At 62.9% G+C, this 16,567-nt stretch carries 10 protein-coding genes; 1 reads left to right on the top strand and 9 read right to left on the bottom strand.

Annotation, left to right across the window (positions count from 1 at the left end; all coding sequences use genetic code 11):
- Positions 1-9: 9 nt before the first annotated feature.
- The 7 genes from H7687_RS14745 to H7687_RS14715 form a co-directional block, all read right to left on the bottom strand.
- Entirely contained in the window at positions 10-1,299 is a 1,290-nt protein-coding gene (locus H7687_RS14745; RefSeq protein ID WP_183348715.1) for a dicarboxylate/amino acid:cation symporter, read from the bottom strand.
- Between the two features lie 373 nt (positions 1,300-1,672).
- A complete protein-coding gene (locus H7687_RS14740) occupies positions 1,673-3,094 on the bottom strand; it encodes a sigma-54-dependent transcriptional regulator (protein WP_183348713.1) in 1,422 nt (473 codons plus the stop codon).
- A gap of 2 nt (positions 3,095-3,096) precedes the next feature.
- Positions 3,097-4,809 (bottom strand): transporter substrate-binding domain-containing protein, encoded by a 1,713-nt coding sequence (locus H7687_RS14735; protein ID WP_246404910.1) that lies wholly within the window; start codon positions 4,807-4,809, stop codon positions 3,097-3,099.
- A 322-nt stretch (positions 4,810-5,131) separates the two neighbouring features.
- A complete protein-coding gene (locus tag H7687_RS14730; RefSeq protein WP_183348709.1) occupies positions 5,132-8,350 on the bottom strand; it encodes an RCC1 domain-containing protein in 3,219 nt (1,072 codons plus the stop codon).
- A 283-nt stretch (positions 8,351-8,633) separates the two neighbouring features.
- Entirely contained in the window at positions 8,634-9,059 is a 426-nt protein-coding gene (locus H7687_RS14725) for a fasciclin domain-containing protein (protein ID WP_183348707.1), read from the bottom strand.
- 318 nt (positions 9,060-9,377) lie between these two features.
- Positions 9,378-11,567 (bottom strand): catalase/peroxidase HPI, encoded by a 2,190-nt coding sequence (gene katG / locus H7687_RS14720; protein ID WP_183348705.1) that lies wholly within the window; start codon positions 11,565-11,567, stop codon positions 9,378-9,380.
- A gap of 473 nt (positions 11,568-12,040) precedes the next feature.
- A complete protein-coding gene (locus H7687_RS14715; protein ID WP_183348703.1) occupies positions 12,041-12,412 on the bottom strand; it encodes a pyridoxamine 5'-phosphate oxidase family protein in 372 nt (123 codons plus the stop codon).
- A gap of 53 nt (positions 12,413-12,465) precedes the next feature.
- Between H7687_RS14715 and pdxR the strand changes: the two genes are divergently transcribed.
- Complete coding sequence (gene pdxR, locus H7687_RS14710) at positions 12,466-13,899, top strand: MocR-like pyridoxine biosynthesis transcription factor PdxR (protein WP_183348701.1); 1,434 nt, start codon at positions 12,466-12,468, stop codon at positions 13,897-13,899.
- 192 nt (positions 13,900-14,091) lie between these two features.
- On the opposite strand, the gene H7687_RS14705 is transcribed toward pdxR, so the two are convergent.
- Positions 14,092-14,814, bottom strand: a complete 723-nt coding sequence (locus tag H7687_RS14705; RefSeq protein ID WP_183348699.1) for an oxygen-binding di-iron domain-containing protein — start codon at positions 14,812-14,814, stop codon at positions 14,092-14,094.
- A gap of 271 nt (positions 14,815-15,085) precedes the next feature.
- Entirely contained in the window at positions 15,086-16,567 is a 1,482-nt protein-coding gene (locus tag H7687_RS14700) for a glutamate synthase subunit beta (protein ID WP_183348697.1), read from the bottom strand.

Here is a 16,567-nt window from a genome sequence, read left to right as displayed (position 1 = left end):
TCTTGATTACTAATCCTGCACCGGCACCGCGGCGAGGACCAGCTCTTCGTCCTCCTCCACTTCCGGCTCAGCCCCCAGGTCTCCTTCCCACTTGGCTACCACTGCGGTGGCGATGGAGTTGCCAATCACGTTGGTCGCGGTGCGGCCCATGTCGAGGAACTGGTCGATACCCATGATGAGCAAAAGGCCCGCCTCGGGAAGGTTGAACATGGGGAGGGTGGCGGCGACGACGACGAGCGAGGCGCGCGCCACGCCGGCCATCCCTTTGCTGGTCAGCATCATCACCAGGAGCAGGGCGATCTGCTTGGAGATGGAAAGCTCGATGTTGTAGACCTGGGCGATGAAGATGACGGCGAAGGCCTGGTACATCATGGAGCCGTCCAGGTTGAAGGAGTAGCCCAGCGGCAGCACGAAGCCCGACACTTTCTCCTTCACGCCGAAGCGCTCCAGGGATTCGAGGGTCTGCGGGTAGGCGGCCTCGCTGCTCGCGGTGGAGAAGGCGATCAGCATCGGCTCGCGGATCAGCTTGAGCAGGGTCCAGGTGGAGTTACGCAGGAACAGGTAGCCGGCGCCGATCAGTACGGCCCAGAGCACGATCAAGCCGATGTAGAAGCTGCCGATGAACTTGCCGTAGGTGGTCAGCACGCCGAGCCCCTGCACGGTGATGCAGGATGCCATGGCGGCGAAGACGCCCACCGGGGCGAATTGCATGACGTAGTCGGTCACCTTCAGCATGATGTGCACCAGTTCCTTGACGAAGGCGACCACGGTCCTGGTGGCGTCGTCTTTGAACGAGGCGATCGCGAACCCGAAGAAAACGGAGAAGATCAGGATCTGCAGGATCGAGTTCTTCGCCATGGCATCGAGGAAGCTGGTCGGGAAGATGTTGGTGACGAAGTCCTTGAAGTTGAGGGCGGCGACGTTGAGGTTGGTGGTGGCGCCGGCTACCGGGGCCGGGAGCGAGGTGCCGACGCCGGGCTGGAACAGGTTGACGAACACCATGCCCAGCGCGAGCGAGATCACCGAGGCACACAGGAACCAGCCCATGGCACGGATGCCGATCCGGCCGATGGCCTTGGAGTCGCCGTTGCCCGCGATGCCGGAGACGATGGTGCCAAACACCAGCGGCGCGATGATCATCTTGATCAGGCGCAGAAAGACCGACGAGATGATGTCGAAGTAGCCTGCAATGACCTTGGCCGCCTTGGCGTCCGGCGCATTGAGGTTACAGAAGTAGCCGACGACGATTCCGAGAATCATCGCCACCAGGATGTAGAGGGTCAGTTTGTTCTTTTTCATGCCGCACTCTCCTTCAGGTTGAATTGCATCGTTGTCCCCAATTTCACAGCTTCCCATAAAATAGTTTTCTACATCCTGCAGTACCCCGCACATAGCAAGAGGGCTGCCAATTCTGCTCTCTGGTCTTGCCGCGTCGTAATTCCAATAAGTTAAGGAAATGCGCGGGGGGAAGGGGGCGCGCAGGGGGGTATAACCTGCAGGCGGCGTGATAGCTCTTGCTGCGACTTTGCCGTGCAGTTACGACGGGTTACCCTGTTTTCTCGCAGGTTATAGTGGCGGCGCAGGTTATAGGGGTTTTGGGGAAGTGAGGAGGAGCGGAAGCCCTCCCGGCCGCGGAGGCGCGGGAGGGTAAAACTACGTTGGGTGATGGTGATTACGGTGCAGAATCCCCTGTCTTTTTCAGGCGTTTACTGAGTGCCGGTTGCGACACGCCGATCAGTCGGCAGGCGATGGACTGGTTACCCCCGGCCCGGCGCATCGCCTCGGCAACCAGGAGGTCGGCAACCTCGTGCAGGGGAGGGAGGGGCTCGCTGGGGACGAAGACGCTGCGCTCCCCCTGCTCGTTGAGCCGCACCGGGCGGTTCTGGTCCTTGCCCAGCACCCTCTTGAACGTTTCCATGGAGAGCATGTGCGCCTCGTGCCGGCTCATGGCGTCGTACACCAGCGCCCGCAGTTCGCGCACGTTGCCGGGGAAGGAATAGTTGGTCAGCAGCACCGGCAGCTCCTTGGGGACGGTCGGTTTCTTCTTCTTGAGCTCGCGGGCGGCCTCCTCCAGGAAGTGGTCGAAGAGGAGCGGGATGTCGTCGGGGCGCTCGCGCAGGGCCGGGATGTGGATGTGGTGCCCGCACAGGCGGTAGTAGAAATCCTTGCGGAACTCGCCGGCGGCCTGCTTGGCAGCCAGGTCGTGATGGGTGGCGACGACGACGCGCGCGTTCATCCGTTTGGGGACGTCGCTGCCGAGGGAAAAGTACTCCCCCTCCTGCAACAGGCGCAAAAGTTTCACCTGTGACGTGATGGCCAGGTCGCCGATCTCGTCCAGGAACAGCGTCCCGTCCGCCGCCCGTTCGATCATGCCGCTACGCGGCAACTCCGCGCCGGTGAAGGCGCCCCTGGTGTGGCCGAAGAGGGTGTCGCTGAAGATCTGGTCGTCCAGTCCCGCCACGTTCACCGAGACCAGCTGTCCGGGACGCCGGCTCACCTTGTGCACCGCCCGCGCCACCAGTTCCTTGCCGACCCCGCTTTCGCCGGTGATCAGGATGGGCTGGCTGCTGCCGGCCACCGCCTCGATGTAGCGGAAGATGGAGAGCATGGCCCGGTCCGCGGTGAGGATGTCGGCAAATGCTTCTGCGTTTTCCAGCCGGTCGCTGAGGATGCGCGATTTCATCTCGCGGTTTTCCCGCTGCAGGTCGATCATACGGATGGCGCGGTGGATCCCCTGGATCAGGCGCTCCTCCTCGACGGTCTTCACGAAGAAGTCGAAGGCCCCCTTCTGCATGCACTCCACGGCGACGGAAACCTGGTTCAGCCCGCTCAGCACGATGACCGGCACCTCGGGGTGCTCTTCGATGATGGCGGGGAGGAGGTCCTGTCCGGAAAGGTTGGGCATGTTCAGGTCCAAAAGGACCAGGCCGATAGGGCGGGAGCGGAGCAGTTCCGGGACCTTTCTGCTGTCGGAGCAGCGCACCACGTTATTGATGCCTCCGGACATGGCCAGGGTCATGCTGATGCTGCGCAGCCACGCCTCCTCGTCGTCCACCAGGAGGATCTCGAAGTCCGGGGTGAGTGAATCGATCATGGTCATGCTCCTTGCAGGGCGGGCAGCGCCACCCGCACCGTGGTTCCCTCGCCCGGCTGTGACTCGAAAACCATGGTTCCCTGGTGTTCCTTGATGATGGAGGCGGATACCGACAGGCCGAGCCCGGTGCCGCCTACCTCGCGCTTGGTGGTGAAGAACGGGTCCGCGATACGCGGCAGGTCCTCGCCGGCGATGCCGACCCCTTCGTCCCGGACCACCAGGAGCACCTCGTTGCGCTCGGCGTCGAAGCTCGTGGTGAGGAAGATCCCCTTGCCCGGGTCGGGGAGCGCCTGGCAGGCGTTGAGGATCAGGTTCACCACCACCTGTTCGATCCGCTGCGCGTTGCCTCGAAAGGCGGGCAGACCGTCGGCGAGTTCGGTGACCACGTTGCCGGTGGTCTTGCGGATCGGGTTTTCTACTAGCCTGAGCGCGGCCCGGACCACGTCGTTCAGGAGCACCGACTGGTCCATCTGCGAGGTGTCCTTGCGGGCGAAGTCCTTCAGGTCCTCGACGATGCGCTTGATCCTGGTCGCGCCGTCCTGCATCTCGTCGATGAGCAGCGGGATGTCCTCGCGAAACTGGGAGTAGCGCAGCCCGCCGATCATGAAATCGCCTTCCTTTTGGAAGCGCTGTTCCAGGTGCTCTTCGGTCGAGCGGAAGATCTTCTTCAATACCGGCAGGTTGTAGAGCAAAAGCCCGGTCGGGTTGTTGATCTCATGGGCGATGCCGGAGACCAGGACCCCGAGCGACGCCATCTTGTCCGCCTGGATCAGTTGCTGTTGCTGCAACTGCATCTCCTCGGTGCGCAGCGCAACTTCCTTGGCAAGCCTGCGGTTGATGTAGCCGATGGCGCTCAGCATAAGCAACAGGGGCAGGGCGGTGATGGCCGCGTAGGTGAGGATCTTGCGCCAGGAGACGGCCGGGGGCTCCAGCGCGCCCAGCCACTTGTCGTGGATCTTCTGGTAGCGCCCGGTGTTTTTCAGGATGGCGAGCCCTTCGCTGAACTGGGACAGGATCTGGTCGTTGCCTTTTTTGACGGCATAGCAATACGGTTGACCGGCGAACAGTTTCCCTACCGGCACGATGTTGGAGAGGCCGAACTCGCGGCTCAGGTAGAGTCCGGGGAGGTTGCCGACCAGGGCGTAGTCGTGCTTGCCGGCGGCGAGCTGGCGCAGCGCGTCGATGTGGGTGTCGACGGGGAAGATGGCGGCTCCCACGTTCTTTTCCAGGAGGTAGTCGTGCATCATGCCGCCGTTTTGCACGAAGACCTCTTTCCCCTTGAGGTCGCCCAGGGTCTGCACCGTCCTGGCGCCGCGGCGGGCGAAGACCGACTGGTTGATGATCGAGTGCGGCGGCGAGAAGTCGTAGTCCCTGGCCCGCACCTCCGCCTGGACCATCCCCTGGACGATGTCCACCTCGCCCCTCTGCAGCGCCTTGCGGATCTCCTCCCAGCGCCCCAGGCGGATCTCCACCGTCATTCCCATCACCTCTGCGATGGCGCGGGTCAGGTCGACGTTGAACCCGGCCGGGTGACCGTTCTTGTCGAGGAATTCGTAAGGGGGATAGTTGTGGTCGCCGCCGACGACGATGGTCCCCCTCCCTGCGGCCCAGGTGGAGCAGGGCACGAGGGTGCACAACGTCAGCAGCACAAGGACCGGCAGTGACCGGTGCGCGCAGGAGAGGACGACACGTTTTACGTACTGCAGGAAAATCAAAAGGGGCTGGTCCTCCTGGGGCAGGTGGAGCAAAAGATACCGGCTGAGCTGCGACATTGCAGTCGCAGTCGAGCGTACTACCATCCGACAATTGTGCGCAAGTAGAAATACGGCGGGTCATTGCACCACCGCGTACTTTGGCTGCAGGGCGATGTGCCTGTGCGTCGGGATGTGGGGAAGTTTGTCGCCACCGTGGCCTTTGAGCCACCTGACGAGGTGTGCGTAGCGACTCCTTGTCGCTGCGTGAACAAGAGGGTGTAGTGTCGCGGTGCGGAGGGCTCCGCACCGCGGGCTGGGTCTACTTGTGATTATTCGGGACCCTTCACCTAATGGCGGATCGAAGCGCTGCCGATACCAGGTAGAAGGTCACACCGGTCCGATTGCCGCTGACCGCGAATCCCGTGACCTTCCTGGTCGTGTACCCCGACTTCGAGATGGTGACCGTGTAGGTCCCCGCAGGGATGCCGGAGAGGTTATAGGTGCCGGCGCTCGTGGTGGTCGCCGTTTTGCCGGCCATGGCTACCGTTGCTCCCGCCAGGCCGGGGCCGCTCGAACTGCCGGCACGCACCATGCCGCTGACGCTGAATGTGGGGGCCGGGACCAGGTAAAAGACGAGTCCCGACCGGTTGCCGTTGACAACGTATCCGCTGTACGTCTTGGTCACATACCCGGTCTTGTAGATGGTGAGCGTGTAAGTTCCGCCGGGGATGCCGGTGATGCTGAAACTTCCGGTGCTCGTGGTGGTCGCGGATTTCCCCGCTATGCCGAGGGCGGCGCCGGAAAGGGCGGGGCCGGTGCTGCTACCGATGCGCACCGTGCCGCTCAGGGAGTAGGTCGGGGCCGGAACCAGGTAGTAGAGCAGACCGGTGCGGTTGCCGCTCACGACGTACCCCGTGTAGGTCCTGGTCACGTATCCGAACTTGTAGATGGTGAGCGTATAGGTCCCGGCCGGTATGCCGGTTATGCTGAAACTGCCGGTGCTCGTGGTCGTGGAGGTCTTTCCCGCTATGGACACCGTGGCTCCGGGAAGAACAGGCCCCGTGCTGCTACCGCTGCGCACGACACCGCTTATGGAGTAGCTCGACGCGGGGGCGAGATGGAAGGTGATGCCGGTTCTGTCTGCGCTCATGACATAGCCGGTGTAGGTCTTGGTCACGTATCCGGACTTGTAGATGGTGAGCGTATAGGTTCCGGCGGGGATGCCGGTGATGCTGAAGTTGCCGGTGGTGGTCGTGGTCGCGGATTTCCCTGCTATGGAAACGGCTACCCCGGTGAGGGGAAGGCCGGTTCCCTCGGAAACCACCTTGCCGCTTAGTGTGTAAAGCTGTGGCCCGAGGGTGATGAGCGTCTTGATCGGGGCCCAGCCGGGGTTGATCGCCAACTGCCCCATGAAGTTGTCGCCCCAGCCCCAGGCGGTGCCGTCGGACTTGCGTGCCAGGGTATAGCTGTTGCCACTTGCGATGGCAGTCACACCGGTCAAACCCTGGACCTGAACCGGGCGCGTGCTGTTGGTGGTGTTGCCGCTGCCCAGTTGCCCGGAACCGTTGATCCCCCAGGTCCACACGGTCCCGTCGTTTTTCAAGGCGACACTGAACCATCCCCCTGCCTGGACCGCCTTCACCCCGGACAGGCCCTGTACCTGTATGGGAAGATAATTGTCCTCGACGGTACCGTTTCCCAATTGTCCGTACTCGTTCGTTCCCCAGGTCCACACGGTCCCGTCGGTCTTGAGGATGACATTGTGGGTACTACTGCCCGCCGCGATGGCCGCCACACCGGCAACGGGAAGCTTCGTGGCGATGGTGCTCCGGGCGTTTCCCATGCCGAAGATATGCCAGCCGCAGGCCCAGAGGGAGCCATCCTGTTCAATGACAAAGCTCTTGTACTCGCCGGCGCAGATGCTCTTCGCACCGGCGATTCCTGTCATCTGGACGGGTATCCTGCTCTGGTCGAAGATCGTCTCGTTGCCGAGTTCACCCAAGCCGTTTGTCCCCCAGCCCCAGACGGTTCCGTCTCTTCTAAGCACCAACGCCTGACCGGGACCCGCCGCCAGCGAGATGACATCGAAGACACCCGGCACCTGGACAGGTACTTTGCTGTCGGTGGTGCCGCCGTTGCCGAGCGATCCTTCGCCGTTGTAGCCCCAGGCGTACGGGATCCCGTCGTTCTTCAAGCCCAGGCTGAATATTCCTCCCGCCGCGATCCCGGTCACTTCTGAGATGCCGGAGACCGTTACCGGAACGAAGGTGCTGGTCGTGCTGCCGTTGCCGAGGCGGCCATCGTTGTTGAAGCCCCAGGCGGACATGGTGCCGTCGTTTTTCAAGGCGAGGCTGTGCAGCACGCTCGCGGACAGGGCGGTAACCGCGGTACCGAGTCTGCTAAGCTTGATCGGCGTGGCATTGAAGTTGTAGCCACCGTTGCCTATCTGGCCGAACTCGTTCATCCCGCAGCCCCACACCGTGTTGTCCTTGCGCAGCACCAGCATGTTTCTCTCGGCTGCGGCCACGTCTGCTACCTCGGTGAAGGTTGTTACATGTCGCGGGGTGGTGGTATTTTCGGTATCGCCGGTCCCGAGTTGCCCCAGTTCGTTCCAGCCCCAGCCCCACACCGTTCCGTCCTTCTTGACGGCCACGGTGAAGTACATACCCGTGGCGATGACGGCGACATCTTCGCCGAGGGCGGAGATCCTTACCGGTAAGACGCTGTTATCGGTGGTGCCGTTGCCGATCTGCCCGTAGCCGTTTTCGCCCCAGGTCCAAACCGTCCCGTCGCTTGTTATTGCCGCGCTATGGTCGTCTCCTGCGGCGATCCGGGTGACGCCAGTCAGTCCTGACACCTTCACCGGGGTGCCGCTTCCATAGAGGGAGCCGTTGCCGAGGATGCCGCTGCCCCAGGCCCAGACCGTGCCGTCGCTTTTCAGCGCCAGGCCGTGCCGGGTTCCCATGCTGATGGCAACTACCCCCGTGAGCCCGGTCACCTGTACCGGTCTTGACGACCAGAACACGTCCGAGCCGTTGCCCAGTTGCCGCGAATTGTTCCAGCCCCAGCACCAGACGGTGCCGTTGCTTTTGAGCGCGAGCCCGTTGAATGCTCCCGCTGAAACGGCGACGACCCCGGTGAGCCCGGCGACGCGCCCGGGAACCGCGCTGGCGGTATTGGTGCCGTTGCCCAGTTCCCCCCCGGAGTTGGCGCCCCAGGCCCATACCGTTCCGTCGCCCTTGAGCGCCAAGGTATGCTCCTGTCCCAGCGCGACAGCCCTCATCCCGGAGAGCCCGGGCACCTGCAGGGGGGATGGGCTCTCGTCCGGTCCCACCACCCCCAACTGGCCGCTGCCGTTGTACCCCCAGGTCCAAACCGTCCCGTCGTTTTTGACTGCGGCGCTGTGGGCGTACCCCACCCCGAGCCGGGTCGAGGCGGCAAGGGCAGGGGATGCCCAGGCGACCAGGAGCAGAACGTTAAGAAGTCCCGCCGCCGCCTTCAGCAATACCCTGCCTGCCGCCCTGCTGACGATTGCCAACGCTACTCGTTTCGAAGTTTCCATAGTCGTTCCTCCGTCTCGATCGTGGGGTGACAGCTTCGGGTGAGGCGATGTGTCGTGCTCGTGTTGGGGGGGCGAAAATTAAACAGCGCCAACTATAGCCCTGGCGTAAGCGAATTCAAGTGCGTGGTGATCGCCGGGTGAGCTGAACACGGGGAGCCAAAATGCAAAAGGCGCCTGGGGGACCAAGCGCCTCTCGTGCTTCCCCTCTATCCGGGGGAATGGCTGAAGACGTGCAGGAAGCGTTCGTTGATGGCCCTGCTGAAAGCAGGGGGCAATTGTCTGGCTAGCAGCAGCCGCCGCAGTACCAGCCGGAAAATTCGGGCAGGAAGACGTTGTCGATGACCTGGATCAAGCCGTTGTCGCAAGGTATGTCGGTCCGGACATACTGGGCGTTGTCGATCACGAGCCGCCCCCCCTGGGTCCGGACACTGAGCGATTTGCCGCTCTCGGTCAAAAGGTGATCGTTCTCAGCGATCTGCGCGGAGTTGTGCGCCCCCTTGACGACGTGATAGGCGAGGAGTGAGGCCAGTTTATCCTTGTCGGCCGCGATCACTTCCACCTTCACGCGCGTGAATGCCTCGTCATTGGGAGCGAACAGGGTAAAGGCTCCCGCGCCGTGCAGCCTCTCAGTCAGCCCGGCGCTCTCCAGCAGCGAGAGCAGGGTCTGAAAGGAACCGTCCGTCTTCAGTGTGTCGATGATGTCTTTCATGTCCTCCCTCCTTCACAACCGGCCCATGTGATCATGGTCCGGTGGGTAGCACTTTTACATAAGGTCGCTGTGCTGTCGGGACTGCCTTAATTATAGAAGGGGCGCAGGATGGATGGGAAGAACAAACATTGTGTCGAATGATAGGGAAAACGGCCCCCTCGAAATGCCCCAGCCTCAGTCATTGACCTTGCCCTGGAAGGGATGACTCCTTGCAGGCTAAAAAAGGAAACGGTTCAGGGGATTCCTGAACCGTTTCGCTTGGAGCGCAATTTTTCATGACCACCGGCCGGGTGAACACGAGGGGCCGTCGCCGGCGCATCAAGGTTTGGCGAGATCGAAGCGGTCGAGGTTCATGACCTTGTTCCAGGCGGCAACGAAGTCGCTCACGAACTTCTCCTGGGAATCACGGCAGCCGTACACCTCGGCCAGAGCCCGAAGCTGGGAGTTAGAACCGAAGACGAGATCGACGCGGGTGCCGGTCCACTTCAATTCGCCTGTTGTACGGTCCCGCCCCTCGAACACATCGCCGGCCACCGATGCCGCCTTCCACACGGTTTGCATGTCGAGCAGGTTAACGAAGAAATCGTTGGTAAGTGCACCCGGCCGCTTGGTCAATACGCCGTGCCGGGTCTGTTCGAAGTTCGCCTCGAGTACGCGAAGGCCACCGATCAGGACCGTCATCTCGGGAGCGGAAAGCGTCAGTAGCTGCGCTTTGTCGACCAGCAACTCCTCGGCGGTCACCGAATACCGGGCTTTGAGGTAGTTCCTGAACCCGTCGGCTGCGGGTTCGAGGGCGACGAACGAGGTTACGTCGGTCTGCTCCTGAGACGCATCGGTGCGTCCCGGTGTGAACGGGACCCTCAGTTCGTGGCCCGCGTTGCGGGCCGCCTGCTCGACGGCGGCGCATCCCCCCAGAACGATCAGGTCCGCGAGAGAAACCTTCTTGCCGGGTGCACCGTTGAACTGTTCCCGGATCTTTTCGAGGGTCTCAATTACCGCCGACAGCCGGGCGGGTTCGTTGACTTCCCAGTCTTTCTGCGGGTAGAGGCGAATGCGCGCGCCGTTCGCCCCGCCGCGCTTGTCAGTACCGCGGAAAGTGGCTGCCGAAGCCCAGGCGGTCCGGACCAGGTCCGAGATCGTCAGCCCGGAGGCGAGGATCCGCTCCTTGAGCTGCGCGACGTCACGCTCGTCGACCAGTTGATGATCGACCGGGGGGATCGGATCCTGCCAGACCAGCTCCTCGGACGGGACCTCGGGGCCGAGGTAGCGCAAGCGGGGACCCATGTCGCGATGGGTCAGCTTGAACCAAGCCCTGGCGAAGGCGTCCGCGAACTCCTGCGGGTTTTGCTGGTAGCGCCGCGCGATAGGCTCGTAGATCGGGTCGAAGCGAAGGGAGAGGTCGGCCGTGGTCATCATGGGACGGTGTTTTTTGGACGGGTCGTGGGCATCAGCCACCATGTCCTCCGCGGCCACGTCCTTGGCGATCCACTGGTGCGCACCCGCCGGGCTCTTCACCAACTCCCACTCGTACTTGAACAGGACATTCAGGTACCCCATGTCCCACTTGGTCGGCTGCGGCTTCCACGCCCCCTCCAGCCCGCTGCCGATGGTGTCCCCTGCCTTGCCGCTGCGGAAGCTGTTTTTCCAGCCTAGCCCCTGCTCCTCGATTCCCGCAGCCTCGGGGGGCGGACCGACATGGGCCGGATCACCCGCTCCGTGGCACTTGCCGAAGGTATGCCCACCCGCGATGAGCGCGACGGTCTCTTCGTCGTTCATGGCCATGCGCTTGAAGGTCTCCCGGACGTCGCGTCCGGACAGCACCGGGTCGGGGTTGCCGTTGGGGCCTTCCGGGTTCACGTAGATGAGCCCCATCTGCACGGCGGCGAGAGGGTTTTCCAAGTCCCGTTCGCCGCTGTAGCGCTTGTCCCCAAGCCACTCGCTCTCTGTGCCCCAGTAGGTTTCGTCAGGCTCCCAGACGTCCTCACGTCCGCCAGCAAAGCCGAAGGTCTTGAATCCCATCGATTCGAGCGCGCAGTTTCCGGCGAGAATCATGAGGTCGGCCCAGGAGATCTTTCTGCCGTACTGCTGCTTGATGGGCCAAAGGAGCCTGCGCGCCTTGTCGAGGTTGACGTTGTCGGGCCAGCTGTTCAAGGGGGCAAAGCGCTGGGTCCCCGATCCGGCGCCGCCGCGGCCGTCTCCGGTGCGGTAGGTCCCCGCGCTGTGCCAGGCCATCCGTATGAAGAGGGGACCGTAGTGACCGTAGTCGGCCGGCCACCACTGCTGCGAGTCGGTCATCAACGCGTAGAGGTCCTGCTTCAGGGCCGCCAGGTCGAGCTGCTGGAACTCTTCTGCGTAGTTGAAGCTCTCACCCATGGGGTTGGCCTGGGGTGAGTGCTGGTGCAGCAACTTCAGGTTCAACTGGTTCGGCCACCAGTCCCGGTTGGTGCGACCTCTGAGTTCTGGGCTGTTCGTTGCGCCTGTTATCGGGCATTTCTTCTCTGCCTCCATGTCTCCCTCCCTCTTAGCGTGACAAGTACAGTTATTATCGTCGTTTAAATATACAGTCACCGAGCCGTTCTGTCTAAAAACGCACCTGTTTTTTGACTTAGCGCAGACCTCTGATTCGGTCTGCTGCAGTGTCAGGAAGCATGAGGGGATTGTGGTAGGTGCTGCCGGCACGGCTGTAAGCGGTAGGGTAGGAGGAGGGGGGCTATTTCGGCCCGCTAGTGATCGCCTGCAGGTTCCACACGATACTGCAGACCCCGGCGGCGATCATCGCGAGGATCAGGACCAGGGCCACATTCATCGCTGCTGTGGCCCCGGTGAATGACTTTGCCTGCGTCTGCTGTTCTTACGGCCCCTGCCTCTTGTTCAAGTCCTGCAGGGACCGCGTATTCACTTCGTCGTGTCCTTGGTATGCGGTCTTTCGTGCTTTTTGTCCGGATGCGTCCAATCTCGATCGCGCGCAACTGTGCCGCAGCTTACCAGGTTTGGGTTACCGCGTCGGGGGTGACTGCCAGGGTGGCGCGCAGCCAGTTGAACTTCGATTTTAGTTGATCGAAATCAGGTCCGGACGTTATAAAGGCGGCATTACCCTTGATGAGAAAACCGGCGCCGGGTCCGTGCAGCCCCTGCACCTTGCTGCTTCCCACGGTGATCAGCACTGCCGGGTTGAAGGCGACGTTGGCCTCGGTGCGGTTCATGTACCCGGCGGGAATGAGGATGCGCCCCTCCTCCGAGATGCGGATGTAGCTGTTCCAGGTGTTGACCAGGTGCGGTCCGTCTTCCCCCAAGGTGGCGATGGCGACTACGCCATCCTGTTTCAGAATTTCAAGCAGCTTCTCGGTTATCATTTCTTACCTCCTGTTATTGATCGTGCACAGCCATTGTGTGACTGGACGGGTTCATGTTTATCCTGAATGCCAACGACAAGACTCCTCTCTACCGGCAACTCTACAACCAGATCAGGGAACAGGTGCTGTCAGGAAAGCTCCCTGCCCATACCAGGCTCCCATCGGTCAGGGATCTGGCGAACGAGCTCTCCACCAGTCGCAATACAGTCGAGGGCGCCTACCTGGAGCTGTTTGCCGAGGGCTACATCTACAGCAGGCAGCGCAGCGGCTACTTCGTTTCCGCACTGGACCAACTGGCAGCGTCCGTAACGCGGAGCCGTGCGCCGCTTCAGCAAAGCCCCTCGCCCGGGCCCGCGCCGACTTTCAGGTATGACTTCCACCCCGCACGCCTCGATCCCTCCGGCTTTCCCCTGGCCCAGTGGCGTAGCTGCCTCCTGGAGTCCCTGCGTGAGAGTCCCGGGGAGTTGTCCCACTACGGCAGCGTCCAGGGGGACTGGGAGCTGCGCTGCAACATCCAACAGTACCTCGAGCGCTCCCGCGGGGTGGTGTGCGACCCGGAGCGGATCTTTATCTGTGCCGGGCTGCAACACGGCCTGGACTTGGTGGCGCACCTGCTGCGCGATGGTCACTCCACGGTCGCGGTCGAGAATCCGGGATACCACCTGCCGCGAGCGGTGTTCCAAAATAACGGGTTCCGCATCGTACCGGTTCCGGTCGGGGCAGGGGGGATGGATCTGGACGCGCTGCGTGGCGGCGATAGCAGTATCGCCTACGTCACCCCTTCACATCAGATGCCCATGGGGCAGGTGATGCCGATCGCCAACCGTCTGAAGCTGATCGAATGGGCTCAATCGGGCGGCAACCTGATCATCGAGGACGATTATGACAGCGAGTTGCGCTACCACGGTAAACCGATCCCGTCCCTGCAGGGGCTGCGACCGGACGCGGACATCATCTACCTGGGAACCTTCTCCAAAATACTCTCGCCGGCGTTGCGCCTTTCCTACCTGGTGCTGCCGAATTCCCTGCTGGGTGGCTTTAACGCTTTGTATCGCGACTTCTTCCCGACAGTTTCGCTGCTGGAGCAGAAGGCCATGGCCAAATTCATGGCGCACGGCTACTGGGAGCGCCACATCCGGCGCATGCGCACCCTTTACCAGAAAAAGCACGACATCATGCTGAAGGCCATCGATCGGCACTTCGGCAACAGCGCCAACGTGATCGGGGCCGGGGCCGGACTGCACATGGTCCTTCAGTTGGGTGAGTCCGTTTGCGGGGAGGGCGCCATCATCAGCCGTGCCGCGGCCAACGGCATGTACCTGTTCCCGTTCAGTGCGACCTGCGCCGATGGCGTGCCTGACACGACCCGCCTCATGCTCGGCTTCGGCGGCATGGCCGTTGCCGACATAGAGGCGGGGATCAGGCTCCTCGCCGAGACTTGCCTCAAGGTAGATGAAAGTTGCCCCCAGGAACAGGGGCAGAAATGAATATTTTTGTGGGGGCAGCAGGTGGCGACTCCGCGGGGGCATGACCCGGCGGAGCAGGGGAGAGGGGAGAGGGGAGAGGGGAGAGGGGAGAGGGGAGAGGGGAGAGGGGAGAGGGGAACGGACGGACGCCGCTGGTCAGTCGAGCAGCGCCCGGGTGGCTCCGGGCAGTTCCCGGGTGCGGGAATGTTGGCGTTAGCCCAGTTGCCGGGCGAACAGGTCGGCCAGCTGACGCAGCGCCGCTGCCGTGTCGCCGCTGTAGGAGGAGCCGTGCATGGTGGCAAGGAGTCTGGGCTCCAGCGCCGCGAGCTTGCGAATGGTGGCGTCGGTGTACGGCGTATAGGGGTAGGCGTGGGGAAGGGGGCCGGCTTCGTAGGAGAGCAGGGTCTGCCGGGTCGATTCCAGGATGTCGTCCTCGGTAAGGGGGGCTGGGTTGCCGTTTTGGAGGAAGAGGTCGGAGCTGAACAGGACGGCGTCGCGTTCCTCGAAAAGCAGGCTTGCATCCCAGCCGTGCGGCACCTGGGGAGTCTCCAGGAAGCGGAACCGGCGCTGCCCCGTGGTCAGGACTTCGCCGTCGGTGAGGACGCGCGTCTTGCCGCCGGTGAAGTCGTTGATGTTGACCAGCGCACCGATGGTGCCGGCAACCGCCTGTGCGCGGGGGGCGAGTGAGAGCCAATCGTTGAGAGAGCCGCATTCGTCGGCCTCGAAGTGGCTGAAGCCGATCCAGCGGATGGCTGCCGGGTCGATCACCTTGGCCACGGCGTCACGTACCTGCGGGAACATGCCGCGCAAGCCCGTGTGGTATAAAAGCGGCTCGTCGTCCAGCACGAGGAACTGGTTGAACTGAAGGTCGATCTTCGCGATGTGCGTCGACAGCCGATACAGGGCGGGTGCGATCTGGTCGATTCTCGTTTCCATGGACGTTATCTCCGTAGAAGTTTCGAGGCACAAGTGTATCAGCCCGCTACCCGAAGGAAAGCGTCTGCCATGGCTGCGTCAGAGCGTCCCTCAGAGTAGGCGCCACCGGTGCCGGGTGGTAAATCCCCCTGTCCCCCCTTCGCCAAAGGGGGGAACGTGATGCCCTTTTCTTGTCATTGGATGGCACACCACGGCTCCCGCAATTCTGGAACGAAAAAAGGCACCCGGTTTTCCGGGTGCCTTTTCTCGTTGCAGCGGTTGAGCCTATCAGTTACGGCAGCTCGGTCTCGCCCATCAGGAAGCGGTCGCACTCGCGTGCGGCGCCGCGCCCTTCGTTGAAGGCCCACACCACGAGGCTCTGGCCGCGACGGCAGTCGCCGGCGGCGAAAACACCCGGGATGTTGGTGGCGTAACGGTTGAACTCCGCCTTGATGTTGCTGCGCGGGTCACGCTCGAGGCCGAGCGCCTCGGGAAGCTCCTGCTCGGGGCCGAGGAAGCCCATGGCCAAAAGCACCAGGTCGGCGGGACGCACCTGCTCGGTGCCCGGCACCGGGACCGGTATGAACTGCCCCTTCTCGTTCTGCTTCCATTCCACCTGAACGGTGTGCACCGCCGTCACGTTCCCCTGTGCGTCACCTTCGAACCTGGTCGCGGTGGTGACGAAGACGCGCGGGTCGGCGCCGAACTTGGCTGCCGCTTCTTCCTGGCCGTAATCGACCTTGTGCACCTTGGGCCACTCCGGCCACGGGTTGTCGGTGGCGCGGGTATCGGGGAAGCGGGGCATGATCTCGAGCTGGGTCACCGACGCGCAGCCGTGGCGCAGCGAGGTGCCCACGCAGTCGGTACCGGTGTCGCCGCCGCCGATGATGATGACGTTCTTGCCCTCGGCGGAGATGAAGTCGGCCCCTTCGTTCAGGACGGCCTTGGTGTTGGCGGTCAGGAAGTCCATGGCGAAGTGGATCCCCTTGAGGTTCCTCCCGTCGATGGGAAGGTCGCGGGGGAGGGTGGCGCCGGTGGCAAGGATCACGGCGTCGAAGTCGCCTTTGAGCTTCTCGACCGGGTAGTCGGCGCCGCCGATGGCGGTGTTGCAGACGAAGTTGATCCCTTCCTGCTCCATGAGCTTCACGCGGCGCAGCACCACTTCACGCTTATCGAGCTTCATGTTGGGGATGCCGTACATCAAAAGCCCGCCCGGGAGATCGGCCCGCTCGAAAACGGTGACCTGGTGACCGGCTTTGTTCAGTTGTGCGGCGGCGGAGAGGCCGGCCGGGCCGGAACCGACCACGGCGACCTTTTTGCCGGTCCTCACCTGCGGCGGGTTGGGGGCGATCCACCCCTCAGCCCAGCCGCGGTCGATGATGCTCACCTCGATGTTCTTGATGGTGACCGCCGGGTCGATCGAGCCCAGGGTGCAGGACCCCTCGCACGGCGCGGGACAGACCCGTCCGGTGAACTCGGGGAAGTTGTTGGTCCTGAGCAGCCGGGCCAGGGCCTGCTTCCACAGGCCGCGGTACACCAGGTCGTTCCACTCGGGGATCAGGTTGTTGATGGGGCAGCCGCAGGCCATGCCGCTCACCAGCATGCCGGTGTGGCAGAACGGGATGCCGCAGTCCATGCAGCGGGCACCCTGGGTGCGCAGGTGCTCTTCCGGCAGGTGCAGGTGGAACTCGTTCCAGTCCTTGAGCCTCTCAAGCGGCTCGCGGTCGGCCGGGAGCTCGCGTTTGTATTCCATGAATCCGGTAGGTTTTCCCAT

It is taken from the genome of Geomonas paludis, assembly GCF_014193585.1.
Lineage (GTDB): Bacteria > Desulfobacterota > Desulfuromonadia > Geobacterales > Geobacteraceae > Geomonas > Geomonas paludis.
The sequence above is the reverse complement of the archived record's forward strand: the minus strand, read 5'-3'. Positions and strand labels throughout refer to the sequence as shown.